The 24,151-nt window shown below is 70.6% G+C and carries 21 protein-coding genes, 1 pseudogene and 2 riboswitches; of the genes and pseudogenes, 10 read left to right on the top strand and 12 right to left on the bottom strand.

Features of this window, described 5'->3' with window-relative positions; genetic code table 11:
• Positions 1-112: 112 nt before the first annotated feature.
• On the bottom strand, positions 113-1,639 hold the full coding sequence (locus tag ACFV18_RS14730; RefSeq protein ID WP_380483042.1) for an MFS transporter: 1,527 nt from the start codon (positions 1,637-1,639) through the stop codon (positions 113-115).
• 361 nt (positions 1,640-2,000) lie between these two features.
• Here ACFV18_RS14730 and ACFV18_RS14725 point away from each other — a divergent pair, with 361 nt between their 5' ends.
• Positions 2,001-2,804, top strand: coding sequence for a TetR/AcrR family transcriptional regulator C-terminal domain-containing protein (locus ACFV18_RS14725; protein ID WP_380483040.1), 804 nt, complete (start codon positions 2,001-2,003; stop codon positions 2,802-2,804).
• A 685-nt stretch (positions 2,805-3,489) separates the two neighbouring features.
• On the opposite strand, the gene ACFV18_RS14720 is transcribed toward ACFV18_RS14725, so the two are convergent.
• The 4 genes from ACFV18_RS14720 to ACFV18_RS14705 all read right to left on the bottom strand — a co-directional run bounded on the left by ACFV18_RS14720 (position 3,490) and on the right by ACFV18_RS14705 (position 7,127).
• Positions 3,490-4,533 carry an SGNH/GDSL hydrolase family protein gene (locus ACFV18_RS14720; protein ID WP_380483038.1) on the bottom strand — a complete coding sequence of 348 codons (1,044 nt, stop codon included), beginning with the start codon at positions 4,531-4,533 and terminating at the stop codon, positions 3,490-3,492.
• Positions 4,534-4,687: 154 nt separating this feature from the next.
• Positions 4,688-4,879, bottom strand: coding sequence for a hypothetical protein (locus ACFV18_RS14715; RefSeq protein WP_380483036.1), 192 nt, complete (start codon positions 4,877-4,879; stop codon positions 4,688-4,690).
• Positions 4,880-5,768: 889 nt separating this feature from the next.
• Positions 5,769-6,005: a hypothetical protein gene (locus ACFV18_RS14710; protein WP_380483035.1), complete on the bottom strand. Its 237-nt coding sequence runs from the start codon at positions 6,003-6,005 to the stop codon at positions 5,769-5,771.
• A 486-nt stretch (positions 6,006-6,491) separates the two neighbouring features.
• A complete protein-coding gene (locus tag ACFV18_RS14705) occupies positions 6,492-7,127 on the bottom strand; it encodes a peptidase inhibitor family I36 protein (protein ID WP_380483033.1) in 636 nt (211 codons plus the stop codon).
• A 297-nt stretch (positions 7,128-7,424) separates the two neighbouring features.
• Here ACFV18_RS14705 and ACFV18_RS14700 point away from each other — a divergent pair, with 297 nt between their 5' ends.
• The 5 genes and pseudogenes from ACFV18_RS14700 to ACFV18_RS14680 all read left to right on the top strand — a co-directional run bounded on the left by ACFV18_RS14700 (position 7,425) and on the right by ACFV18_RS14680 (position 11,245).
• On the top strand, positions 7,425-7,931 hold the full coding sequence (locus tag ACFV18_RS14700; RefSeq protein WP_380483031.1) for a hypothetical protein: 507 nt from the start codon (positions 7,425-7,427) through the stop codon (positions 7,929-7,931).
• A gap of 285 nt (positions 7,932-8,216) precedes the next feature.
• Positions 8,217-8,534, top strand: a pseudogene (locus ACFV18_RS14695) (hypothetical protein); the annotation flags it as partial.
• A gap of 223 nt (positions 8,535-8,757) precedes the next feature.
• On the top strand, positions 8,758-9,003 hold the full coding sequence (locus tag ACFV18_RS14690; RefSeq protein WP_380483153.1) for a hypothetical protein: 246 nt from the start codon (positions 8,758-8,760) through the stop codon (positions 9,001-9,003).
• Between the two features lie 215 nt (positions 9,004-9,218).
• Entirely contained in the window at positions 9,219-9,671 is a 453-nt protein-coding gene (locus ACFV18_RS14685) for a hypothetical protein (RefSeq protein WP_380483029.1), read from the top strand.
• A 557-nt stretch (positions 9,672-10,228) separates the two neighbouring features.
• Positions 10,229-11,245 carry a tetratricopeptide repeat protein gene (locus ACFV18_RS14680; protein ID WP_380483027.1) on the top strand — a complete coding sequence of 339 codons (1,017 nt, stop codon included), beginning with the start codon at positions 10,229-10,231 and terminating at the stop codon, positions 11,243-11,245.
• 552 nt (positions 11,246-11,797) lie between these two features.
• Here ACFV18_RS14680 and ACFV18_RS14675 read toward each other — a convergent pair.
• Together ACFV18_RS14675 and ACFV18_RS14670 are read right to left on the bottom strand one after the other, a co-directional pair.
• Complete coding sequence (locus tag ACFV18_RS14675) at positions 11,798-12,289, bottom strand: hypothetical protein (RefSeq protein WP_380483025.1); 492 nt, start codon at positions 12,287-12,289, stop codon at positions 11,798-11,800.
• An 85-nt stretch (positions 12,290-12,374) separates the two neighbouring features.
• Entirely contained in the window at positions 12,375-12,890 is a 516-nt protein-coding gene (locus tag ACFV18_RS14670) for a DinB family protein (RefSeq protein ID WP_380483023.1), read from the bottom strand.
• Between the two features lie 101 nt (positions 12,891-12,991).
• A riboswitch (ZMP/ZTP riboswitch) is annotated at positions 12,992-13,099 on the top strand.
• A gap of 30 nt (positions 13,100-13,129) precedes the next feature.
• Here ACFV18_RS14670 and ACFV18_RS14665 point away from each other — a divergent pair.
• The 3 genes from ACFV18_RS14665 to ACFV18_RS14655 all read left to right on the top strand — a co-directional run bounded on the left by ACFV18_RS14665 (position 13,130) and on the right by ACFV18_RS14655 (position 16,034).
• On the top strand, positions 13,130-14,578 hold the full coding sequence (locus ACFV18_RS14665; RefSeq protein ID WP_380483021.1) for a glycine hydroxymethyltransferase: 1,449 nt from the start codon (positions 13,130-13,132) through the stop codon (positions 14,576-14,578).
• A 210-nt stretch (positions 14,579-14,788) separates the two neighbouring features.
• Positions 14,789-15,085, top strand: coding sequence for a hypothetical protein (locus tag ACFV18_RS14660; RefSeq protein WP_380483019.1), 297 nt, complete (start codon positions 14,789-14,791; stop codon positions 15,083-15,085).
• A 265-nt stretch (positions 15,086-15,350) separates the two neighbouring features.
• Positions 15,351-16,034 carry a tyrosine-protein phosphatase gene (locus tag ACFV18_RS14655; protein WP_380483017.1) on the top strand — a complete coding sequence of 228 codons (684 nt, stop codon included), beginning with the start codon at positions 15,351-15,353 and terminating at the stop codon, positions 16,032-16,034.
• Between the two features lie 101 nt (positions 16,035-16,135).
• Here the strand turns inward: ACFV18_RS14655 and ACFV18_RS14650 are convergent, their stop codons facing one another.
• Both ACFV18_RS14650 and ACFV18_RS14645 read right to left on the bottom strand, forming a co-directional pair.
• Positions 16,136-17,620: an MFS transporter gene (locus ACFV18_RS14650; protein WP_380483015.1), complete on the bottom strand. Its 1,485-nt coding sequence runs from the start codon at positions 17,618-17,620 to the stop codon at positions 16,136-16,138.
• Between the two features lie 152 nt (positions 17,621-17,772).
• On the bottom strand, positions 17,773-19,062 hold the full coding sequence (locus tag ACFV18_RS14645) for an MFS transporter (protein WP_380483013.1): 1,290 nt from the start codon (positions 19,060-19,062) through the stop codon (positions 17,773-17,775).
• A 414-nt stretch (positions 19,063-19,476) separates the two neighbouring features.
• A riboswitch (cyclic di-AMP (ydaO/yuaA leader) is annotated at positions 19,477-19,646 on the top strand.
• A gap of 3 nt (positions 19,647-19,649) precedes the next feature.
• Here ACFV18_RS14645 and ACFV18_RS14640 point away from each other — a divergent pair.
• A complete protein-coding gene (locus tag ACFV18_RS14640; protein ID WP_380483012.1) occupies positions 19,650-20,819 on the top strand; it encodes a transglycosylase family protein in 1,170 nt (389 codons plus the stop codon).
• A 22-nt stretch (positions 20,820-20,841) separates the two neighbouring features.
• Here the strand turns inward: ACFV18_RS14640 and ACFV18_RS14635 are convergent, their stop codons facing one another.
• The 3 genes from ACFV18_RS14635 to ACFV18_RS14625 form a co-directional block, all read right to left on the bottom strand.
• Positions 20,842-21,993, bottom strand: coding sequence for a CapA family protein (locus ACFV18_RS14635; protein WP_380483010.1), 1,152 nt, complete (start codon positions 21,991-21,993; stop codon positions 20,842-20,844).
• Positions 21,994-22,109: 116 nt separating this feature from the next.
• The gene (locus tag ACFV18_RS14630) at positions 22,110-23,036 is read right to left on the bottom strand and encodes a diiron oxygenase (RefSeq protein ID WP_380483008.1); all 927 of its coding nucleotides are present in this window, start codon (positions 23,034-23,036) and stop codon (positions 22,110-22,112) included.
• 128 nt (positions 23,037-23,164) lie between these two features.
• Positions 23,165-24,112 (bottom strand): pseudouridine synthase, encoded by a 948-nt coding sequence (locus ACFV18_RS14625; RefSeq protein WP_380483006.1) that lies wholly within the window; start codon positions 24,110-24,112, stop codon positions 23,165-23,167.
• Between the last annotated feature and the right edge of the window lie 39 nt (positions 24,113-24,151).

The following is a 24,151-nucleotide window of genomic DNA, read 5'->3' as shown; positions in this document are numbered from 1 at the left end:
GCTGGCCGTCGGCCGGCAGTCGAACAGATCCGTGTGGCCGGCCAGCCGGTCGCCCTTGGCACCTGATGCCCGAGGGCGACCGGTCGGCCGCACGGATGTCACTGACAGATCGTCACACTGGCTGGTGCTCCCCTTCCTTGCGCAGGCCGGGCGCGTCCGCGACCTCGGTGCTCCCCTCGTCCGCGCCCTCGCCGCCATCGGGGCGGGCGTGCTTGGGGAGCAGGAATATCGCGGCGAACACCACGGCCATCATGCCGATCTCGAACCAGAGGGTGAGCTGCTCGGCGCTGGCGAAGCCGGCGGTCTTCAGCCGCTCGAAGAAGACCGTGCCGAGGATGGCGCTGCCGAGCGCGCCGCCCAGCTGCTGAATGGCCGTCAGCGTGCCCGAGGCCGAACCGGTCTCGTGCGTGTCCACGGAGGCCAGCACCATGCCGAAGAACGGTGCCATCACCAGGCCCATGCCCAGGCCCGTCACCAACAGCGCGGGCACCGTCTGCCACGGGGTGACGCCCGCGCCCTGGCTGTGCAGCGTGTACATCAGGCCGAGCACGCCGGCCACCATCACCAGCAGACCCGCGTGCATCACCTTGCGGCCGAAGCGCTGCAGCGCCTGCGAGGTGACGAACGCGATCACCATGCCAACCGAGGCGGGCACCCCGGCCAGACCGGACTTCAGCGGGCTGTAGTGCAAACCTAGCTGGGTGTAGAGGCTGAACGTCAGCCAGAAGCCCGTCATGGCGGTGAAGAAGATCAGGCCGAGCACCATGCCGCCGCTGAAGCCGCGCTTGGCGAACAGGCTGGGCTCGACCAGCGGGTCCGCTCCGGTGGCCTTGCGCCGCGACTCGTACCAGCCGAACACACCGAACACCGCCACGCCGACCGCCAGCAGCACGAAGGCCCACAGCGGCCAGTCGTGCTCACGGCCCTGCACCAGCGGGTAGATGACGGTGGCCGCGCCGAGGGCCGCGAGCAGCGCGCCGACCAGGTCGAGCCGGACCGTCCGCCCCTCCGACTGAGCGGGGAGGAAGACCCGGCCGCCTATGAAGGCGAACAGGCCCAGCGGGATGTTGATCAGGAAGATCATCCGCCAGCCGGTGCCGGCGAAGTCGGCGTCGATCAACCAGCCGGCCAGGATCGGGCCGCCGACCGTGGACAGGCCCATCACCGGACCGAACAGACCGAAGGCCGTGCCCTGCTCGCTCGGCGAGAAGATCTCCTTCATGATGCCGAGGCCCTGTGGGAGCATCACCGCACCGAGCAGGCCCTGGGCGATCCGGGCGACGATCAGCTGCCACGGCTCCTGCGCCACACCGCAGGCGAGCGAGCCGAGCGTGAACCCGGCCGCGCCGAGCATGAACATTCGGCGACGGCCGAAGATGTCGCCGAGCCTGCCGCCGGTGATCAGGCCGATCGCCATCGCCAGCGTGTAGCCCGCGCCGAGCCACTGGACCGTGGACTCGCCGCCACCGATGTCCTCCCGGATCGCGGGCGCGGCGATGTTCGTCACCACCGAGTCGAGCAGGTCCATCACCTCGGCGGCGAGGATGACGAACAGCGCGACCCAGCGCCAACGGTAGGGCTCGGCCGTGCCCGCGCCGGGCGGCTTCGCCGAGGTGGAAAGTCCGACCGCATCGGTCATTGCTAACTCCTGCTGAATGCCAGGGCGCGGTGGACAGGGGCCGCGCAGTGAACGGTGTTTCTTCGAACGAACACTGTTCTACGAGTCGAGCGACGTTCCCGTCAAACGATTTAACCCCGACTTCTCCCCGAGTCCGCCCCGGACCTGCCCCTGACCTGTCCCACACCCGCGCCCGGCCTGTCCCACACCCGCGTGTGACCTGCCAATGACCTGCCCCCGGCCCGCCCGTGACCCATCCTGACCCGCCGCGCGAGGACCCCTCGACCCGGCGTCGAGCCTGACGCTTCGCCCACCGGTCGAACGGCGTTCGCCCCGAGTACGATGATCGACATTGGTATGTTCAGCGAAAGCAGGTGGCCCGATGCCCGCGCAGATGCCCGCGATTCCGTGGCACAAGCCACGCAAGGCCGATCCGCGTCAGCCGCTAAGCCGCACGGTGATCGTCGAGACAGCCGTCCGGGTGCTGGACGCCGAGGGTCTGACCGGGGTGACGATGCGCCGGGTCGCCCAGGAGCTCGGCACCGGCCCGGCCTCGCTGTACGCGCACGTCTCCAACAAGGAGGAGCTGTTCGACCTGATGCTGGAGCGGGTGGTGTCGGAGATCCGGCTGCCGCTCCGGCCGGAGCCCGAACGCTGGAAGGAGCAGATCACCGAGATCTGCTTCGAGGCGCAGCGGGTGCTGACGTCCCATCGGGATGTGTCGCTGGTGTCGCTGGGCACCATCCCGGTGGGTGAGAGCCAGTTGCGGATCACCGAGTTCATGCTCGACCTGCTGCTCCAGGTCGGCCTGCCGCCGCAGGTGGCGGCCTGGGCCCTGGACGGGCTCGGCCAGATCATCGACACCGACGCGTACGAGTCCTGGGTGTACACCGAGCGGCTGGCCCGGGGCACCGACCTCGGCGCCTACTTCGACCAGCTGCGCGGTTACCTGCACGACCTGCCGACCGACCGTTTCCCGGTCCTGCAGCGCCTGGCGGGCACCATGGTGGCGGGCGACGGCGACCAGCGGTACGCATTCAAGATCGAGGTTTTCCTGCGCGGCCTCGAGTCCTTCCTTCCGGCGAACGCACCCGCCCCCGCCGCAGCACCCGCCCCCGCCGGCCCGGCGTCCGACGAACACGCCTGGCACGGCCCGTCGGGCGGGACGGGCGGCACCGGCAGCTGACGGAACACCAGGACTGCCGGGCGTCCGGCTCCTCGGACGCCGGCAAGGGTTGACCGCGATCGGGAACAGGCCCGTACCAGCGTAAAGTCACGTCAACCTCGGCTTGGCACCCGACCATTGACCCGACCGTTGACCCGGCCGCACGCCCCCACTTCGCGCCCCGGTCCGCCGTCCTCGCCGCCTCCTGCCGAGTCAGAGGTCTTCGAGAGTCTTCGAGACGGACACCCAGCTCGTTGTCCACCATCAACGCGTCGAACGCCAAGTTGTGGGCCACCTGGCTGGGCAGCTTCGCCGGCGCCTCGATCGCAGCGGCGCGAAACGGACCGCCGAGTTCGACGGGGATCCCCCCCGTACAGTGTGGGTGTCGCCGAGCTGGGCGAGCCGTATTCGGCCGGTCCACCCGAGCCCGGTGGTCTCGGCGTCGAAGCCGATCAGCGTGCCGGCCTCCGCGCGGGCGGTCCGCCAGGTGGCAACTCCCGCAGGTCGTCCGCTCGTTCGGGGGCCTTGATCTCGACCGGCTCTCCGGCCAGCCGGTACGGGTGTACCCGCGTGTGCTCTCTTCCTGTCGTCCATCAAAAGTGGATCTTGAACATGGGACAGCCATCGCGGTCCACGGCACCAGGGCCCCGGGCCGCGCCTGTATGCCGCGTGCCGGGGCCCGGGTGCGAGGGGGCTGGACTCGTGGTCAGCGTTCGAGGAGGGCGATGCGGATGGCCCGCTCGACGTGGGCGGCGGTGTTGGCGTGTCCTGCGGCGTTGGGGTGGACGAAGGTGGCGCGCTTGTCGAGGGCGGTGCAGTCCACCGGCGTGCCGGGGAGCTCGGACGGCCAGTAGTCCGCGGCATCGCCGCAGATTCCCTCGACCCACTTGGTCTCTGCGGGCTGACAGGCGTCGTGCCCCTCACTGGAGGAGTAGACGTCGAGGTAGCGGTCGCCGAAGAACTCCGTGACCCGCTGAATCGTGGTGTTCAGCTGCTTGAGTACATCGTCGCGGAGCCAGTCGATATCCGCCGGGGTGATCGAACCGAGCTGGGTCAGGTCGCCGCTGCCGCAGGCGCTGCCCTGGTTCGGCAGGATGGTCGGGTAACCGACCGTGATCACCTTGGCGTTGGGCGCGGCCTGGTGCACCTTGGCCAGCATCTCGATGTACTCGTCCTGGACCCGGGCGAGCTTGTCCTGGATGCTCTCCTCCCCCTCGGGGGGACTGGTGAAGTGGTCGCGGCAGGACTTCCCGCTGTGGCCCAGCGCGAGGCACTTGAGGAGCATGCCGCCGAACGGGAGGCTGTTGCCGCCGACGCCGACGGTGACGACGTCGGTGTCCTCGTTGAGGCCGGCCCGCTGGGTCTGCGGGTCCACCGCAGGCCAGCCGCCCGCCGGGGGCTGGACCGAGCTGATCGGTGTCTGCTTGGCCGTGGCGATGTCGGCGATGGTGGCGCCACCGCAGCTGGCATTGGACAGGCGCACGGGCTTGCCCGGCGGGAACTCGGCGAGCTCCTGATCGACGAGGCCGGGGTAGGCGTTGGAGGTGCGGTCGCAGCCGTCCCGCGACGCATCCCCCAACGCGGGCTGCGGGTCCCCGACGAAGGCGCCGGCGGTGTACGAGTCGCCCAACGCGGCCCACTGGTACTGATCGGCCGCGCCGACGGGGCCCGACGGCACAAGCGTGGCCGCGGCCAATGCGAGCCCGACGAGCAGTGCTCGCGCGCGCAGGCGGGAAACAGGGTGGCGCATGGATCCTCCAGGATCTGCCAAAGACGCCCGGGGCCGGAACATGCCCCCGGACGGAAGCACCTCGACCAAGATCATCCACACCGGCAGCCCGCCTCGTTGACCGAATCGGACCCACCACCCCCAATCGGCCTAAATGGTCAGATCTTTCGCACCCTCATATACCCCGGCGACTCCCGATCCGAGCAGCGGGCACCTCGGCCTCGGTGCCCAGCTCGGCGAAGATGCCGTGGTCCCGCTCCTCCGGCATGAAGTACCGGTCGAACGTGATCAGCTTGACGCGGCGCCAGAGCCCTTCGTCCCGCAAGCGGAAGTCGGGGGTGTGGTCGAAGGCCAGCAACAGCAGCAAGGTCGGCCGGTAGCAAAGAAGTTCTCGCGCCTGAAACGGGTGGTCAGTCCGGACCAACACCCGCGTGCTCGAACGCGACTCCATCCGCGCCACAGCCCAACGCCCCCTCGCTGAAACCCCCACCCGCCCCAGCGGTGCCCTCCCCGTCGTCCAACTGGCAGCTGAATGAATGTGCTCAGCCTGGCGATCGGGCAACAATCCTGGCGCCGCCGCGCGCAAGAGGCCGAATCGGCCCGACCGAGGCCCTACATACGGCGCGCTGGCAAACCCTCTCGGGCTCGCCAGAAGTCTGCGTCGCGAGGGTCGGCCAGCCACCTCGTCATGCGCTCGGTACAGGCTTCGAAGGCCTGGGGCAGCGAGATCTCCTCACCGACGGCGAACTTGAGGACGTCGACGTCGTGGGTGCCGTGGTCGGTCTCGCACCAGCAGCCCACGTTGACCGAGGCAGTCACCTCATGCTGACCCTGGTCCGTCCAACCCACCTGAAGCTGTGAGCCGCGCCACCACTGCGAGCCGCGCGCTGCAGTGATCCAACGCCAGCAGCAGACAGCTGGGGGAACAGTGTGGTCAGGGGTACGCCGTCGAAGGTGCTCGGCGCATGGACATTGGCTGCGAGACGTTCACCGCAGCCTCCGTGCCACCAATATCGGCAAGGAAATCGATGAGCTTCTCTTCTGCACCAGCGACGTCAGCGAGGGCATTACGGTGTCGTATACGACTCCGCGCGGGCTTGGTGCTCGAAAAGCGACGCGCACCAGCCCTGCAACACACGCGAACCAGCGAGAGGGGCGTGGGCGTTGACGATGTCGCACTCCCCGTACCGGGACGCCGCCTCACGGTAGGCCGCCGCAGCGACGGCCGGTCCGGCTCGTACAGGGTGATCCGACTGTCAATGGCGTAAGCCGCCGCCAACGTAGTCCTTGAAGCCTTCGGGCAGCGTCAACTGCCGGGCAGGCAAATCCCGTTGGCGGAGCACGGCCAGGACGGTCCGGGCGAACTCCCGCCCGGCGCGGTCCCGGTCGCCACACACCCGCACGGCACGACCGACCAGCCCGGCGTCGTCGTTGCTCAACATCCCCGCCCCGCGCACCCCGATGGCGCTGTAGCCGTCTGCGACGACCGCCAACGGGTCCGGGAGACCCTCCGCCACGACCCACGGCGCGCCGGGGTCCGGGCCGGGGAACGCCCCGAACCGCTGCCACTCGAACCCGTCGGGGTTGGCCCGCGAGATCCACCGGCCGGGGCAGCGCCCGACAGGTCCCGGCCCTGGGCGCCCCTCGCCACCCCCACAAGGTCGTGCATCAGCAAGACCGGGGATAACGGACGAACGAGGTCGGAACACGGCTGCCCGGCCACCAGCGCAGGCCCAGGCGCTCCTGCTCAGCCCCCGCCAGGCCGAAACCTCTGCGCACAGCCGACGGCCGGGGCCGCGTCGCCTCCTCCAGGCGGTCCAGAATCTCGGACAGGCGCATGACTCTCCCCCTCTCCTCCCCGAAGCAGGTCACACTCGCCCACGGACGGTGCTGCTGGCGTCCAGGGCAGGTCGGTGGTGGAGATCGACAAAGCCCAGTGCGCTTGACCCGCATCGGCCGTCATGGTGGTGGGGTTGGTCCTATCCGTCGAGCATCTTGAAGGCCCCGGCGTCGAACCCAGTCGACCTGAACGACCACTTGGCCACATCGACATACGTGACGATGCAGTGGTCGCCCTTGAAGACCTCGATCGGCCAGCCGCGGAAGTTGTAGACGGAGCGGGCGGGCACTTCGTCGGGGCTGGCCGCATCCATACAGCGGCCGAAGTACTCGGGTGCCCGGGTCCACATCTTGCCGGTGTAGTCGCTGTTCTGGTAGAAGCAGGTCTTGTTGAAAGGGCAGACCGGCGCCAGCCGGAATCTCAGAAGATCCGAGCTGAGATTTCCCGTTCCGGTATCGGGCGGGTAGACGGCGTTGGCAGGACCGGAGCAGTCGGTGTTCTTGTATGCCTCAAGCTGGAAGCGGGTCTGGTTCCAGAGGGACAAGGTCCTGGAGCGGGTTCCGTCGGGCCAGTTGGACTGGAACTCGAAGCACCTGCCCATGGGCAGCCCCTCCCGCCTGAACTGGCCCTGGAAGTCGGTCTCGGACCAGAAACACATCCCGACGTTTGGGCAGACCTCGTTGGCCGCGTGGGCGGGCGACGAAATCGCTGGCAGAGTAGCGGCCAGCAGGAGCATTGTGGTGACGGCCGCACGATGAATCGCTGACGTACGCATGCACATCCTTGCGTTCGCAGGGGCGAAGGTGAGTCGTCTGCATAGTAATGGCTCGGCGATTCGAAATCTTGGAGAAATTGATAAGTAGTCAATTCCCACTTTAGGAGAAACGGTTTAATGCCGAAGAGAGTGTGTGGCACTGAGGTTTCCTCAGTGGGAATGATCTCTACGAAGCCGCGACGGACCGGGCAGGCTGTGGCCCATGCCGTCCAGGGACGTCTTGTTGTCAGCGGTGCCCTGGCCCCCAGCGGCCTATGATCGTGCGGCGGTGAGGCGCAGGGGAGGGGAAGGGCGAACGTGAGTTCATCCAAGAGCTCTTTCGACGCGGAGGGGAGCTGGTCGAGATGGTGGTGGATCCCGCTCACGCCCGTCGTCATGCTGGCCGTGAGTTGGGGTCTTGGCGGGCTGATCGAGGGTGGCTGCAGACGCGGGCCTCGGGGCGGCTGCGTTGCCGCGGACGGCTATGAGTGGCACGGCTGGGTGCTCTTTCTCATGGCGATGCCGTCCTTCGTCGTGGTGATCATGGGATTGGTTGCTGACCGCTGGCCGCCCGCGCTGGGCCTCATTGTCGGCGGCTCGGCGAGCGGGTTGTACATGCTCGCTCACGGGCGGACGGAACCGTACGTGATCGCCGCGGGTGTCTTCTTCATCCTTGCCGCCGTGGCACCCGCTCTGTCCTGGCATCGGCAACGAGGAAATCCGCTCTCCCGGGCCGTCCGGCGCCTGATGAGTCCGGCGACTCGGCGAGGCAGGAGCAGCCGGGCGGGGTCGGGGAAGACAGGGCTGGGCAAGGGGTGTGAGTGACGGGGTCGGCCTGCGTTCGCACCGGTGCGACAGCCGACGTCGTGGTGCAGGTCCGGTAGAGGCCGGTCGACAGGGTCGTGGGCCGTGGGCGAGGACAGGCGTGAAGCCGCTGGTGGGGCAGGTCCGCCAAGGTCATGTCCGGGGCAACCAAAGGCTTCACCTGTTGTCACGCTCGACGGCCCGCGCCACGTCGTCGCGTTCCTCGCCCGTCTGCTGGTGGCCCACCAGCGCCGGATCCGCAGTCCGAAGGGCTCGAGGGCGCTCGGCCCGTTTCGGCAGGCGGTGATGGTCCGGCGATGGTTTCGCAAGCGCGGCTGTGTGCACTGTCCGGCGCGTGACGCCGGCGTCTCCCGGGCCACCGGTTACCGGTGCCTGCACGAGGGCGCCGGCGTCCTCGCGGCCCGGGCCCCGACCGTGGATGATCTGGTGCCCCGGTTGGAGGGGTTGCTGTTTCCGTCGGTCGCGGGCGTCAGGGTGCTGTCGGTCGACGTGGACGTCGAGTCGGTGAACGTGCAGGTCGAGTGCTCGGCGGTGGGGCACAGCTGCCCGGGGTGCGGGGACTGGTCGACCCGGGTGCACAGCTCCTACCTGCGGTTTCCTGTCGACGGTCCGGTCGGGGGCAGACGGGTCCGGTTGAGCTTGCGGGTGAGGCACTTCGTATGCGGCAACCCGTCGTTCGGGCGGCGGACGTTCGCCGAGCGGATCGAAGGGCCGGCACGACGCCACGGCCGGTGGACCGAGCAGTTTAGGGCCCCAGTCGCCTCGGTCGGCCTGGCGGCTTGCCGGGCGGGCGGGTGCCCGGCTGGCCGCCGTGTTCGGGGTGTCGGTGAGCCGGAGCACGGTGCTGCGTCTGGTCGAGGAGCTTCCCGACCCGGTGCCGTCGGCCCCTCGGGTGGTGGGCGTCGACGAGTACGCGACGCGCAAGAGCCGCGCCTACGGGACGGTGCTGGCCGACGCCGAGACCCGCCGGCCGGTGGACCTGCTGCCCGACCGGGAGACGTCGAGCCTGGCGGCCCGGCCGACGGCGGAGGCCGCGAGTCGGACGGCGGGGAGGTGGTTCACCCGGCGTTAGACGCGGGTTCGCCCGAGGTGGTAGCCGCATTGGCCCAGCCAGGCGGATTTACGTCACCCAGGATGCACTTTGAGACTGGCTGGCACTTCGAAGGCAAAAGTGGGCCGGAGCCTTGGAATCGCATGGCAAAATTGGGTCATGGCACACGTGAAATGTCACATGGCTGACAGTGCCTCTCTCCGAACGGTTTCTCACATCGTCTGAAGGAGAAGACCATGAACCGCATCACTCGCATCGCGGTGGGCGCCGCCGGTGCCGCCGCCCTGCTCACGGCGCCCGTGCCGGCCTTCGCCGCCGCGACCGGCGCTGACACCGCCACCGCCACGGTCACGACTTGCAAGTCCAGCCTCCAGGCCGGGTTGGCGACCTCCGTCTGCGCGGACGTCACCGGCAGCAGCATCGTGATCTACGGGAAGATCGGCCTTGCCGGCCCGCCCGACGGGCCGGTGTCGTGGCAGACCCTGTACACCAATCTGTCGGCCGAGGTGGTCGGCGGCAACTCGCTCGGCTCCGTGAACGGGACCACGGCGTTCCACTCCACCACGGTGCAGGTGAACGGCTTCACCGCCACCGCCCCGTGCGGTTCGACAGTGCGTGCGACCTTCTCGGTGGAGGGAAGCGGCCCATGGGGCACTCGGCCGGTGGTGGAAGTTCCGGTGACCTGCTGACGCCTCATCAATGTGAGCGCCGAGCCCGGAAGTTGTCAGCATCCTGGGCTCGGCCGCCGCGGCGGCCCGCATGGACCTCGTCCGCCGCAGAGGCCCACATGGATGCCCTGGCTCACGCGTCCCCGGGATGCGTGAGCCAGGGCATCCGGGCTCACGCGCCGGTCAGTACTGGGTGGTGACGGTGACGCCGCGGTAGGTGCAGGAGACGTACTCGGCGACGCCCTCGATCCACCACAGGTCGGGCACGCTGGTCCACCGCACCGGACGCTTCGACACCGAAGGCCTCCACCTGGGGCAGCGACGGGAACAGCAACTCGCGGAGCCACGACCACGATTGCGACACAGCCGCCGAATGTCAGCCAGCCGGGTGACTCGGCCGACCAGTTCTGGACGATCTCCAGGCCCCGCCACCGCCCAGGATCCATCACCCAGTGTCACCGGACACATAAGCTGGGCCAGACCCTACTTCACGCTGGTGAAAACCCTCCCGCTCCACCCTGGCTGACCATGGGCTACGACGCCTGACTCGTACGGCCACCGCGAGATGATCAAGGGTCGTGTCGGCTCTTGAAGATCGTGCGGTGGCCGCGAGCCGTAGCGTAGACCCCGCTCGATGGCGGGCCTTGTTCGACCAGGCCGTGGCTCGGATCGCGGGCGTGTTCGGGCGGGTGGAACCTCGCGCAACCGCCCGCGCCCGTCTGCTCGGGTTGTTGTCCGGCACCGAGCGCAAGAACTGCTGGCAGCTCGCGGAGCACGCAGGCCACGCCCGTCCCCGACCGATGCAGCGGCTGCTGCGGACTGCCCGCTGGGATGTGGCCGAGGTGCGCGACGAGGTCCGCCGCTATGTCCTGGAGAAACGCGGGGCTGTCGGCCGTCCGCTACCTGACGCGCGAACTGGAGCTCCTGAGTGGGCACTTCTCCCCCACGGGGTGGAGCTGCTGGCCGACCTGTTCCGCCAGACCGACCAGTTGTCGTGCGACGCTGAGCGCACTCGAACGAGGGAAGGCCACGTGCTCCAGCACCTCATCACCCAGGACGACCATCTGCGGATGGTCCCCATCGACCGGGGCGAGTTGATCACCGTCGTCAGCCGGTTCCGCCAGGAGTTGGACGTCACCACCGATCCTTCCCGGACTCGGCTCCTGACCAGGGAGATCGGCATCGCCCAGATGACCCTGGGCAACCATGACGAGGCCCGAACGCTCCTGCGGAAGTCGCTCGACATGGCCGCCGCCGACGGCAACACCCGGTCCGTCGTCGCGTCCGGGATCAACCTCGGCGACGCGCACCGCTACGCCGGCGACGTGCAGGCCGCGGACGCGCTCTATCGCAGCGCGCTGGCCACCGCACGAAGCCGGCACCCGGAGCTCCTCGACTTCGCGCTCCAGCACTTCGGCAAGCACCTCATGGAGCTCGGCGACCTCACGAAGGCCCAAACCTGCTTGCAGGAGGCGCTGCGGCTGCGGATCGCCAAGGGCAACCCGGAACTGGTCGGGTCCACGCAGGCCGCACTCGACCGGGTCGCGCTGCTGCTAGGCCGGGCCAACCCCAACTCCTCGGCGCCGCACGGGTGAAGCGCCGGGTGGACCACCTGATTCCAGTCCCGCACCACCGCCCGGAGGCCGGCCCGATGGGCGGAGGACTTCCCTGGCCTCGGGGACGCTGTGCGAGGACTCACCGCACCCCAGCGCGTGCACCCGCGACTCCTCCGCCACCTGCGCGAGCAGTCGTTCACCGCCGAGTCGATCGCCGCGATGGCGCAGGAGGCCAAGAACGCCCTTGCCGCCGACGGGTATCTTTGCGCACGCCCTGACCCTCCACTCGCTGACCGGCTTCCGGGACCACTGGCGTCCCACGGCGAGAAGGCACCCGGAAAGCGCATGCACGCGCGGGTCAACGGTCGGAGAACCGTGGAGATCTGGCCGACGGGCCGGACCGTGCTGAACTTCGCCACAGTGGTGGACCCTGGACGAGAACCCGGGCAGCAGCACCCAGCGGGCGTATGGGCCGGCGAGGCCCATAGGCTGAGCCCCGGCTTCCGCAACGCCGAACGGGCCGTCCGTTCCCGGGAACTCCTGGGAACGGACGGCCCGTTCGCGTCTGGCGACTGCCGGTGCGGCAGTACGTCAGACGGTGGCGCGGTTGCGGTACTCCTCCGCGATGGCGCGGGTCGAGGGCAGGTCGGCGAGCGGTTCGCCGACCACTCGGGAGGCCAGCTCGGTCGCCACCTTGATGACGTCCTCGCGCAGTTCGGCCTCGGCCAGCACCTTGTCGGCAGCCAGCTGCACGTGCGCCTCGGCCACCAGCTGCTCGCGCTGCTGGAGACCCTCGGCGCGCAGGGCGGCGATCAGGGCCGCGCCCTCCTCGGCGGCGGTCTGCCGGATCGCGGCGGCCTCGTGCCGGGCGGCGGACAGCTCCGCCTGGAACTCGTCACGTATGCGTTCGGCCTCGTCCCGGGCGGCCTCGGCGCGGGCCAGGCCACCGTCGGTCTTGTCGTGGCGTTCGGCGAGAGTCCGTTCGATGCGCGGCAGCAGTACCTTGCCGAGCACCGCGAACAGCAGGAAGAAGACAATCAGGCCGAGGATCAGCTCGGGCACATTCGGTTCGAGAGGTCCCATACTCAGTATGTTATCCGGTCACCTGACGGGCCGTTCGATCAGGGTCACTCCATCCCCCTTGCCCCGCACGGCACTTCGGCACCTCTCAGGCGCCGGTGACCCCGTCGATGTGCTCACGCAGCAGGTCCGCGTGGCCGTTGTGACGGGCGTACTCGGTCGTGACGTGCAGGAACGTCATCCGCAGCGACTGCTGCTCGCCGTACGCGGCCAGGGTGGCGTCCAGCGGGGCGCCGGCCACCGCGAGGTCGGCGAGGCGCTGTTCCTCCAGCAGCTGCCGGTACTCCTGCTCGGCGCGGGCCGGGTCCAGCAGGTCGAAGTCGGCGTCCTTGTGGCCCTCGACGGCATGCAGCGGCGGGACGTCCTCACCGGCGAACCGGATCCGGAACCACGTCCGTTCGACCTTGGCCAGGTGCCGCATCAGGCCGAGCAGCGAGAGCGAGGACGCGGGCAGCGGGCGCAGCGCGAGCTGTTCGCCGGTCAGGCCCTGGCACTTGTAGAGGAAGGTGGCGCGGTGCCAGGCCAGGTAGTCCGGGAGCAGCTCGGTCTCGGGCGCGGTGAGCGAGCCGCCGGTGCGGGTGAGGGCGGGGACGGTCCAGGTCATGTGCACGATCATGCCGAACGTTCGGGCGGGCGTACCAGGGAGTTTTCCGCCGCCGGGGCAGGACTGCGCGTCCGGACGGGGCGCGGGTGGTTGGTAGCATCGCGGTGAGCCGTGACTGGCGCGCTGGGATGGACTTCACCATCGGGGAGCGGCTCCGCACGGAACCCGCGGGTTCCGACGTGCTGTAGCCGAGCGCCTGGGCCGTCCGAATCGTCGCCGTTCCGAACGAGGAGACCGCCTTGGCCGAGTCCCTTACCCCGCACACCTTCGGCAGCCCCGCCGCCGACACCGCCTTCCGCAGCGCACTGGATGTGGTGCGCGCCGTCGAACCGCGGATCGCGGGGGCGATCGGCGCGGAGATCGAGGACCAGCGCGCCTCACTGAAGCTGATCGCCAGCGAGAACTACGCCTCGCCCGCCGTGCTGCTGGCGATGGGCAACTGGCTGAGCGACAAGTACGCGGAGGGCACCCCGGGCCGCCGTTTCTACGCGGGCTGCCGAAACGTCGACACGGTGGAGTTGCTGGCCGCCGAGCACGCCCGGGAACTGTTCGGCGCGGAGCACGCGTACGTACAGCCGCACTCCGGGATCGACGCCAACCTGGTGGCGTTCTGGGCGGTGCTCTCGCAGCGGGTGGAGAGCCCGGCGCTCCGGCGGTCCGGGGTGCGCAACGTCAACGACCTCAGCGAGCAGGAGTGGGCGGAGCTCCGCCGCGAGCTGGGCAACCAGCGGATGCTCGGCATGTCGCTGGACGCGGGCGGGCACCTGACGCACGGCTTCCGGCCGAACATCTCCGGCAAGATGTTCGACCAGCGCAGCTACGGAACGGACCCGGCGACCGGGCTGGTCGACTACGACGAAGTCCGGCGGATCGCCCTCGAGTTCAAGCCGCTGATCCTGGTCGCCGGGTACTCGGCCTACCCGCGACTGGTGAACTTCCGGAAGATGCGGGAGATCGCGGACGAGGTCGGCGCGACCCTGATGGTCGACATGGCGCACTTCGCGGGTCTGGTCGCGGGCAAGGTGCTGACCGGCGACTTCGACCCGGTCGCGCACGCGCAGATCGTCACCACCACCACGCACAAGTCGTTGCGCGGCCCGCGCGGTGGCATGGTGCTGTGCACCTCCGAGCTGGCCGAGCACGTCGACCGGGGCTGCCCGTTGGTGCTCGGCGGCCCGCTGTCGCACGTGATGGCCGCGAAGGCCGTGGCGTTCGCGGAGGCCCGGCGTCCCGAGTTCCAGGTGTACGCCCGGCAGGTGGTGGACAACGCGCACGCACTGGCCGAGGGCCTGCTGAAGCGCGGTGCCCGCCTGGTGACCGGCGGCACCGACAACCACCTGGTGCTGGCGGACGTCTCCTCCTACGGTCTGACCGGCCGCCAGGCCGAGGCGGCGCTGCTGGACTCGGGCATCGTCACCAACCGCAACTCCGTCCCTCAGGACCCGAACGGCGCCTGGTACACCTCCGGCATCCGGCTCGGCACCCCCGCCCTCACCACCCGCGGCCTCGGCACCGCGGAGCTGGACGAGGTGGCGGACCTGATCCACACCGTCCTGTCCGCGACCTCCGCCGCCGGCTCCTCCAAGGCCCAGTACGTCCTCGACCCCGCCGTCCGCGACGCGGTCGCCAAGCGCGCCGCCGACCTGCTGGCCGGACACCCTCTCTACCCCGGCGTCACCCTCTCCTGACCACCTCCCCCTGCGCCCCCTTCGGACGCTCCCCGCCCGGGCCTGCTGCCTTCTCTGCTGCCTTCTCTGCTGCCATCTCTGCTGCCATCTCCTGCCGCGGCCCGGGCTCGCGGGCCTTGGCCAAGTCCCTTGCCCGTCAAGGCCAACGGTGACGCGGGCGATTCTGCTGACGTCCCGCGCACCGCGCGTGTGCACCGCAGGGGGCCAGCAGTGCGATGGACGATCGGCCTTGCCCTGCTGGCCGCCCTGGCCCTGACGGGTCGGTGGGTGGCGCACTTGGTCACCGACGGCGGGCCGCCGGTCGGCGACCGGTGGGCCCGCAGGGGCGCCGGGCTGCCGTTGGACCAGGCGACGGCCTCCTACGGACTCGACCTGCCGAGCGAGGCCATGGACCTCCGCCACCTCGCCCGTCTCGACCCGGAGAATGGCCGGCTGCACCTTGCGGTGGCGCTGCGCAGTACCCGCGCCGCTATGACCGACTACTTGGAGCGAAACGGCACGGCCTGACGGCCGTCCAGGTGGCCCACCTGGACGGCGGCGCTCACGAGCACGGCAATGTGGTGGACCACCCGGCCTGGGCGGCAGCACCGCAAAGCTTCCTGTGGTCGCGGTCCGCTGAAACCCGCCACCGGCACCGAATCGACCCGGGCGGCGGTCGAGGTAGACGACCAAACCATCCGCGAGCACACCGCGGTGGTCCTGACCGTCGGCCCCACCCGAACCCCCGATCCCCGCAGCAGACCGTACGCCAGTGCCGCCTAGGATGGCCGCCATGATCGCGGACGAACCGACAGCACCGGAAGTGGACGTATCCGCCGTTCCCGGGTTGCGCAACTTCCGGGACGCTGGCGGGATCGGGGCGCTGCCCCGTGGGGTGCTGTACCGCTCCGGTGCGCTGGACCGCTTGACGCCCGAGGGTACCCGGACGCTGCTTGGCCTCGGTGTGCGCACCGTCCTCGACCTGCGCAGCCCGCCGGAGGTCACCGCCCGTCCGGACGCGCTCGGCGACAGCGGCATCCGATACCTGCACGTCCCGGTCTTTGCCGAGCAGCACTGGCCGGACGAGCAGGCCGAGTTGTACCCGTTGATGGCCGAACTCGCCGGGCGCCCAGCCGTCGCGGCAGTCCGGACCTTGCTGGCCGCCGAGCGCCGGGCCGTCCTGGTGCACTGCGCGTCCGGCAAGGACCGTACCGGAGTGGTGGTCGCGCTGGTGCAGTCGCTGCTGGGCGCCGGGGAACCGGAGATCCTCGCCGACTTCCTGCACTCCAACACGGCGCTGGGACTCACCGACCCCGACCCCGACGTCCCCGGCCACGCCACCCGCCCGGTCGCGGCCGTCCACCTGCGACGCGCCATACTCTCCCTCCGCTCCCACCACGGCACGCTGGACGAGCACCTCCGCACCCACGGCGCCCGGACGCCCGAACTCGCCGCCCTGCGCGCCGAGTTCCCCTGAGCCCGACCCCGGGGTCCGACCCCGAGGGCGACCCCGAGGCCGCTGCCCCTCGCCACCGGCGGCAGGACCCGCCGGCGGCAACACCCGCCGCTGAAGGCTGGTCAGCGGCGCGGGTGGGTCTCGTACATCCGCACCGCCACGGTGACACCGGCCGCTGCGGTCAGCGCGGCAACCGCCCAGATCGCGGTGGTCACGCCGTACGCGTCGGCGAGAATGCCCGCCACCAGCGCTCCGACCGCGAAGCCTCCGTCACGCCACAGCCGGTAGACGCCAACGGCACGCGCCCGCCAGGCGGGGTGGGCGACGTCACCGATGACGGCCAGCAGCGTCGGGTAGACCATGGCGGTGCCCGCACCCAGCAGGGCCTGGGCGGCGGCCCACACCGGGAAGGTCGTCCCGACCGCGACCAGGCCGAGGGCGACGGCCTGCAGCAGCATGCCCGCCGTGATCAGGTGCTTGCGACCGATCCGGTCGGACCACCAGCCGGTGAGCATCTGCCCCGCGCCCCAGACCGCCGGGTAGAGCGCGGCGAGGATGCCGATCCGACCGATCTCCAGCCCGTGCGCGGCGTACAGCAACGGGAAGATGCCCCAGGCGAGGGCGTCGTTGAGGTTGTTGACCATGCCTGCCCAGCTGGCACTGGACAGCGCCCGGTCGCCGAGGCTGGTGGTGCGGGCTATTCGGGCGGTGCTGAGCCTCGCCTGGCTGTCGCCCTCGCCCCCGGCATTCGCACGGACGGTGACCGTGCCCTCCGACGCGGCGCCGGCGGCCGCTCCCTCCGACGCGGTACCGGTGGCCGCGTCCTCCGACCTGGCGGTGACGACCACGCCCTCCGACGTGGCGCCAGCGGCTGCTCCCTCCAGTGACGCGTCTGCCGTGGCCCGGTGGGCGGCGGCCTCCGCCCGGGCGTGCTCGCGCGTTTCCCGGACGGCGGCGACCGTCAGGCCGAGGCCGAGCGCGACGTAGGCCGCGCCGAGCAGGAACGGCTGCGGGCGCAGGCCCCAGTGGGCGGCGATGGCGCCGGTGGCGGTCGCGGTGACGGCCACCGCGAGGTAGCCCGCCGCTTCGTTCAGGCCCATCGCAAGGCCGCGCCGGGCCGGGCCGACCAGATCGATTTTCATGATCACGGTGGTGGACCAGGTGAGGCCCTGGTTGACGCCCAGCAGCACGTTCGCCGCGACGATCCAGCCCCAGGTCGGGCCCCAGGCCAGCATCGCCGGTATCGGCAGGGCCACCAGCCAACCCGCGATCAGCACCGGCCTGCGCCCGTACCGGTCGGAGAGGGTGCCGGCGAAGAAGTTGGTGATCGCCTTGGTCGCGCCGAACGCCAGGATGTACGTCAGCGCACCTGTGTAGGCGGACAGGTGGAAGACCTTGTCGGCAAGCAGCGGCAGGACCGTCCGCTCCTGACCGAGCATGCCGCCGACCAGGGCGTTGACCGCCACCAGCAAGCCGAACTGCGCGAGGTTGGCGCGCAGCCCGAGCCGGATCGGCCGGCCACCGGGCCCGCCGGGCGGGGTGGTGCGCGCAGCGGCGGTCGGCGCGGCTGCCGGGGGTGGCAGTGGGCGCTGGGCCTCGACGGACATGGATGGCTCCCGGGTGGTGCGTGGGACGTCGTGGTGCGTAGGACGGGGTGGTGCGTGGGACGGGGTGGTGCGTGGGACGTGGTGGTGCGTGGTGCGATGCTCCGCGGGCGTTGACCGGGCGAGGCGTACCATCCAAAGCGTATTCCAATCTTTCATGGATTATCGGATAGTGCATCGACCGGGGGTCGCGCAGGCAGCTTCCGGACGGCCGGCAGAGCAAGGAGAACAAGGGCGGCAGGCACTGCCAGCGCGGTCATGCCGAACAGCGTCCGGTGCACGCCGATCCCGTCCGAGAGCGGTCCTGCGAGCACCAGGCCGAGCGGCATCAGTGCCACTGCGATCAGGTGGTCGTAGGAACTGACCCGGGACAGCACCTGCTCGGGTATGTGCACCTGGAGTGAGGTCTCCCACAGCAGGAAGAACAGCGAGACGCCGACTCCCGTACAGGCCTCCAGCAGGGCGATCACCGCGACCGGAGCGCCGGATCCGATGATCAGCGCCTGGCAGGAGGCAACCGCCATCGCGACGGCCGCCACCGCCATTGGTCGGGCCGGTTTCAGGCGGTAGGCGCAGACGTCACCAACGATCGAGCCGAGGCCGAAGGCGGTGACCACCACGGCCCAGGCGCCGGCCCCGCCCCACTCGCGATCCGCCAGGACCGGGCCGAGCACGAACACGGAGGGCAGCACCACCACGTGGTAGATCGCAATCGCGAGCATGCCCGACCACACCCAGGTCCGTTCGCACACCTGCCGCCAGCCGACCCGGAGTTCGGCCAGGAATCCGAGCCGCTCGGCGCGCTCCGCGACGGCTTGCCCGCCCACTGTGCCGAGCCTCGCCAGTACGGCGGCGCTGGCCGCGAAGCTCAGGGCGTCCATCAGCAGGGCACCGCCAGGCCCGGCGACGGCGACCAACGCGCCGGCCAGCACCGGCCCGATCACCAACCCCACGGAGTGGACGAGCCCGCGCAAGGCATTGGCCTCGCCAAGCCGTTCACCGGACACCAGCAGCGGGATCAGCCCCGTGGAGGCGGGCAGGAAGAATGCGTCCGCCACCCCGAACACCACCATCAGCAGCGCCAGCACCCCGACCCGGGCCGTCCCGGTGAGCAGCAGCACCGCGACGGCCGCCTGGACCGCGCACCGCACCAGATCGGAGGCCAGCATGATCCGCTGTCTTGGCATCCGGTCCGCCCACACGCCGCCGACCAGCACGAACACCAGCATCGGCAGCAGGCCGGCCGCAGCCACCAGGCCGACATCGGCGGCCGACCCGCCGATCGACAGCACGGCGAACGGTAGCGCCACGAACGACACCCTGTCGCCCAGGACGGACAACGACTGACCGACGAACAGACGGGCGAACTGACGCTCCACCCGGAGCACTTCAGGAATCAGCACAGCCATGGGCACCTCCACAGCGGGTCGGGGAACAGCGATCACCGCGATGGTAGGAAGCCTCCGAAGTGGCTGTCGCGCGATTTATCCACAACGCCCCCAATGCGCCGATTTCGCTCAACTGCCTCGCTTTTCAAGCCACTTGAGGAACCCTCGACACCCAACCGCCCAAGCGGGGCTGTCCGCCTTCCCCTCCACCCGCTCCCCCAATCCCACCGATCGGCCAGACTTTCGCAGCCGACCACCCGATCACCCCATCGCCCGACTGCCCGACCACCCATCGCCCGGCCGGCCGACCGCCCGCCCGGCTGCCCGGCTGCCCGACCACCGGGCTGACGCAACTCGGCCGTGACATAGGCGCGATGAGCTTGTGATTACTCCGTTCGAGTGATTAGGCTCGATCCGGCCCGCACCGCCGGGCCCCACGCGCGGCAACGCCGAACCCTGTCCGCCGCGTTGCCGGGTCGACCACCACAACCCTTGGACAGGGACGGGGGAACCAGGTACGTCGCCGTCCCCCACGGCTAGGGGTGAAGCCGCCCGCACCGGCTCCGACCGGTACGCGGCGGCCGGGCCTTCCTCCCGGTCCGAACCCGACAGCTCACCTCGCAGGCGTGCGGAGAGGATCGGGCATGCTCTTCACGGGTTCCGGGCGCCATCGTCGGCAGAGCCAGGCGGAGAAGGCAGCCGAGCGGGCGATCGCCGCAGCCGGCGTCGCCGGCGTCGGCCTCGCACTGCCGCTGCTCGCCGTGACAAGTGCGCAGGCCGCACCGAGCACGGTCTGGGACCGGGTCGCCGACTGCGAGAGCGGCGGCAACTGGAGTTCCGACCCGGGCAACGGCGTGTACGGCGGCCTCCAGATCACCGCCCAGCGCTGGCTCGACTACGGCGGCACCCAGTACGCCGAGCTGCCCAGCGGGGCCACCCGCAGCCAGCAGATCGCGGTCGCCGAACGCATCCTGGCCACCGAAGGCCCGCAGCCCTGGGCCTCGTGCGCGGACTCGGCGGGCCTGCGCACGGTCAGCGCCCCCGGTGTGGTGGACGACAACGACTCGGCGGACGAGGCGGGTTCGCTGCGCGGCGCCCGCGGCATCGCGGCCGTCAACACCGCCTCGGACGGCACCGTCGCGCCGCGGAACGCCACTCCGGTGTTCTCCGGCCTGCCCGGCTACGACCCGGTGTACCACGTGTACTGGTACGAGAAGAACGGCGGCTGGTTCTGGACCAGCCACCAGAGCCTGTACGAGCGCTACATCCAGCTGACGCACCCCCAGCCGCCTGCGGCCACACCGGCTCCGACCGCCACCCCGGACGGCCGGACCGTCCCGACTGCTCCGACCGCTCCGACTGCCCCGGCCCCTTCGAGCGACCAGAGCACCAACCCGAGCACCAACCCGAGCACCGACCCGAGCCCGAACCCCACCACGCCCACCGGCGACCAGACCGGCAACGGCAACGGCGCCGAACCCGGCAACGGCACCAACCAGGGCCAGGGCCAGGACGGCAAGGGCAACAGCGGCAACCAGCAGCCCACACCGTCCACCCCGGATCAGCCCACCACCCCGCCGTCCCCGAGCACCTCCGCCCCCGGCAACGCGCCCGTACCCCCGTCCACCGAAACCCCGTCCGCCACGACCCCGTCCCCGCAGCCGTACACCGTCGGCCCGGGTGACACGCTGGCGAAGATCGCCCGCACCCACGAGCTGAACGGCGGCTGGACCGGTCTCTACCAGAGCAACCAGCAGGTGGTGGGCGAGAACCCGGACCTGATCCACCCGGGCCAGGTGCTGAACCTGGGCTGACGGCCGCCCGGCCCGGCCGCCGTCACTTCGGGACGGCGGCCAGTCCGGTGCAGCCGCGCAGGCCGTCGCGGCGTTGCTGGGCGGCCTTCGCCGCGCCGCCGGTCTGCGGAACGGGCACGCCCCGCCCGTCGATGTGGGCGGGGGTGAACGTTTCGCCGGTGACCCGTCCGTCGGTGCTGATGGTGAGCGTGGTGACGCCGGTCTCGTCGGAGGCGGTGTAGTTCGAGGTGCCGTACCAGAGGAAGTTGCCGAAGCCGTACGCCACATAGGTGTTTCCGAGCATGCCCGCGCCGAGCATGGTGTGGGCGTGTGTGCCGACCACGGCGGTGGCGCCGGCGGCGGCGAGCTTCTTGGCGAGGGCGCTCTGTGCGGCGGTCGGGCAGGCCACGCCTTCCTCGCCCCAGTGCAGGTACACCAGCACCACGGGAGCCTGCGCCTTGGCCTCGGTGACGGCGCGCAGCAGGGATTTCTCGTCGAACGCGGAGGCGATGCCGGGTTTGTGCTCGCCGGCCCGCCACTTCTGGTTGGTGAGTTCGTCGACCTGGCTCGCTGCCAGGACGGCGACCTTCGTGCCGTGCACGGTGGCTATGTGGGGCGCGAAGGCTTCGGCCGTGTCCTTGCCGATGCCGATCAGTGGAATCGGGGAGTTGGCCTTGGCGGCGAGGGTGTCGGCGAGGCCGTCGGCGCCGAAATCGACGGCGTGGTTGTTGGCCTGGGAGAGCACGTCTATTCCGGCGTCCTTGAGCGCGGTCAGCGCCTTGGGGCTGGTCCGGAAGGTGTAGGTCTTGGGTTCGGGCTTGCCGCGGCCGGTGATCGCGGTCTCCAGGTTGAGCACCGCCAGGTCGGCGGCGGACAGGGTCTTGGCGATCGGCCCGAGTGCGGTTTCGGTGGCGGGGGCGGTCAGCCGGGAGCCGGTCCGGCCCTCGAAGTGGACGTCCCCGGCGAAGGCCACGGTGATGCTGCCGGCCGCGCCGCTCGGAGCGGTATCGCTCGGGCCCGCGCTCGGAGCACCGGCCGTCCCCGGGCTGCCGGATGCCGTGCCCCCGGCGGAGTCCCCGGCGGGGGTGGTGGCCGCCGTCCCACCGCCCTCGGGTGGCGTCGATCCGCCGCATCCGGCGACGGCGGTGAGCAGCAGGACGGCAGCAGCGGCAGTGCCGAGTGGCGCGCGACGCATGAGGATCCCCCCGGATCGTTCGATGCTTCGCACTGTATCCGCGCCACTCGATCATCGGAAGACCACTTCGACACCGGATGATCACAACTCTGCGACCCGCGCCGTCGTCGAACCGCTCAGGCGATCACACCGGCGGCGCGCAGCAGCCAGCGGTTGGCGCGGCCGACCAGTCCGGCCCGGTCCAGCACGCCGATCACCTTCTGCGCCATCTCGATCCTGGTGTTGCGCCAGTGCGGGTTGGCCCGGGCGACGGCCTTGCCGATCTTCGGGTCGATGCCGACGGCGGCGTAGAGCCGGGGGTGGATCAGCGCGGTGGTGGCGTAGTAGATGACCACGCCGAGGAGGAACTGCTCCCACCGCCGCTGCAGCGGCCCGAGCCGCTTGCGGACGAGTTCCTCGCGGGCGTAGGTGATGTGCCGGGCCTCTTCGATGACGTGGATCCGGGAGACCTGCCGGGTGAGCGGCTGGACGGTGTCGTCGTTCATCATTTCGCGCTGGAAGGCGTCCAGGATCTCCTCGACGTACATGGTGCCGCCGAAGGTCTGGCTGTGGGTGGAGATCGCCTTGAACAGCCGGCCGAGGTTGTGGGCGACGAATCCGGCGCCGTACGCGGGGACGCCCATCTTGGCGATCATGCGGGCGAACATCACCGAGTGCCGGCATTCGTCGGCGATCTCGGTGAGCGCGTACTGGACGTGGTTGCTGGTGGGGTCCCGGTCGAAGGCGTGGCGCAGCAGCATCTGCATGAGGATCTCCTCGAACCAGATGCCGACGCTGGCGATCGAGGCGACCTCGTGCTTGGAGAGTTCGATGCGCTCGGCCTCGGTCAGCCGTTCCCACAGGTCGGTGCCGTAGAGGGAGAGGTGGCGGGGCGGGCAGTAGTAGGCGCCGGGGACGGGGTCGGCGTCCCAGTCGATGTCGTTGAGCGGGTTGAACGAGAGCTTCGCGGAGGAGGCGAGCAGGCGTTCGGCGGTGCGTTCCCGGTCGGGGGCGGTGCGCTCGCGGTCAGGGGCGCCGGGGGTGGCGGCAGGGTGGGGCGGCATGCCGGCTCCTTCGCGGTGGGGGCGTGGTCGAGGGTGGACTGGTGCCACTGCCGCGAAGGTAGAAGTTATTAGACTGTCCGTCAATACACTGCGCACAAGGAGGCGCTCGCCGTCGCTCCGAGGGTCCGTCAGCCGCGCCAGTCGGCCGGATCGGCCCACGCCGCCAGCACCCGTCCGCTGACGAAACGTCGCGGCGTGCCGTCCACGGGGTCGGTGAATTCCAGCGAGCGAGCCAGCAGTTGGAGCGGACGCCGGTAGTTCTCGGGGTCCTGTTCGGGCAGCAGCTCGGGGTAGATCGGGTCGCCGAGGATCGGCAGGCCGAGCCCGTTCATGTGCACCCGCAGCTGGTGGGTGCGGCCGGTGTGCGGGGCGAGCCGGTAGCGGCCCAGGCCGTCGCGGGCCTCCAGCAGCTCGACCCGGCTCTCCGCGTTGGGCTCCCCCGGCACCTGGTAGGCGTCCAGCCGGCCGTGGTCCTTGACGAGCCGGTTGCGCACGGTGGTCGGCAGGGGCACGGCCGGGTTGTGCCGGGCGATCGCCTCGTAGGTCTTGACGGCCTCCCGCCGTTCGAACAGTCCCTGGTAGGCGCCCCGGCGGGTGGGGTCGGCGATGAACAGCACCACGCCCGCGGTGAGGCGGTCCAGGCGGTGCGCGGGGCTGAGCCGGGGCAGGCCGAGGTCGCGGCGCAGCCGGGCTAGCGCGGTCTCGGTGGCGTGGCTGCCGCGCGGGGTGGTGGCCAGGAAGTGCGGCTTGTCGGCGACCACGATCCGCTCGTCGCGGTACAGCACCTCGACGGGGAACGGCACCACGGGTTCGGGCGGCCCGGGTTCGCGGTGGAACCACACGTGGCCGCCGGGCCGGTAGGGGGCATCGGGGGCGATCGGCCCGTCGGGGCCGGCGAATTCGCCGGCGTCGAGCATCGCCGCGATCCGTCCGGGGCCGGCGGCGGCGCCGTAACGCTCCTCCAGGTAGGCGCGGACGGTCGGCCAGGGGCCTTCGAGGGGCAGCCGCACGTGGACCGGGTCGATGCCGTCGCGCTGCGGCAGCGGGCTCACAGGTGCGGGGGGCCTACGCGCCACCGGGCGCCACCTGGGGGTCGGTCCGACGGGTGTCCATCC

It is taken from the genome of Kitasatospora sp. NPDC059673 (assembly GCF_042734215.1).
Classification (GTDB): Bacteria; Actinomycetota; Actinomycetes; order Streptomycetales; family Streptomycetaceae; genus Kitasatospora.
This window is presented reverse-complemented; position numbering and strand designations above follow the sequence as displayed.

Bases quoted from the DNA above. Each gene is read 5' to 3' on its own strand.
- ACFV18_RS14730 (WP_380483042.1), bottom strand. From the start codon at position 1,639: ATGACCGATGCGGTCGGACTTTCCACCTCGGCGAAGCCGCCCGGCGCG.
- ACFV18_RS14725 (WP_380483040.1), top strand. From the start codon at position 2,001: ATGCCCGCGCAGATGCCCGCGATTCCGTGGCACAAGCCACGCAAGGCC.
- ACFV18_RS14720 (WP_380483038.1), bottom strand. From the start codon at position 4,533: ATGCGCCACCCTGTTTCCCGCCTGCGCGCGCGAGCACTGCTCGTCGGG.
- ACFV18_RS14705 (WP_380483033.1), bottom strand. From the start codon at position 7,127: ATGCGTACGTCAGCGATTCATCGTGCGGCCGTCACCACAATGCTCCTG.
- ACFV18_RS14685 (WP_380483029.1), top strand. From the start codon at position 9,219: ATGAACCGCATCACTCGCATCGCGGTGGGCGCCGCCGGTGCCGCCGCC.
- ACFV18_RS14675 (WP_380483025.1), bottom strand. From the start codon at position 12,289: ATGGGACCTCTCGAACCGAATGTGCCCGAGCTGATCCTCGGCCTGATT.
- ACFV18_RS14670 (WP_380483023.1), bottom strand. From the start codon at position 12,890: ATGACCTGGACCGTCCCCGCCCTCACCCGCACCGGCGGCTCGCTCACC.
- ACFV18_RS14655 (WP_380483017.1), top strand. From the start codon at position 15,351: ATGATCGCGGACGAACCGACAGCACCGGAAGTGGACGTATCCGCCGTT.
- ACFV18_RS14650 (WP_380483015.1), bottom strand. From the start codon at position 17,620: ATGTCCGTCGAGGCCCAGCGCCCACTGCCACCCCCGGCAGCCGCGCCG.
- ACFV18_RS14640 (WP_380483012.1), top strand. From the start codon at position 19,650: ATGCTCTTCACGGGTTCCGGGCGCCATCGTCGGCAGAGCCAGGCGGAG.
- ACFV18_RS14635 (WP_380483010.1), bottom strand. From the start codon at position 21,993: ATGCGTCGCGCGCCACTCGGCACTGCCGCTGCTGCCGTCCTGCTGCTC.
- ACFV18_RS14630 (WP_380483008.1), bottom strand. From the start codon at position 23,036: ATGCCGCCCCACCCTGCCGCCACCCCCGGCGCCCCTGACCGCGAGCGC.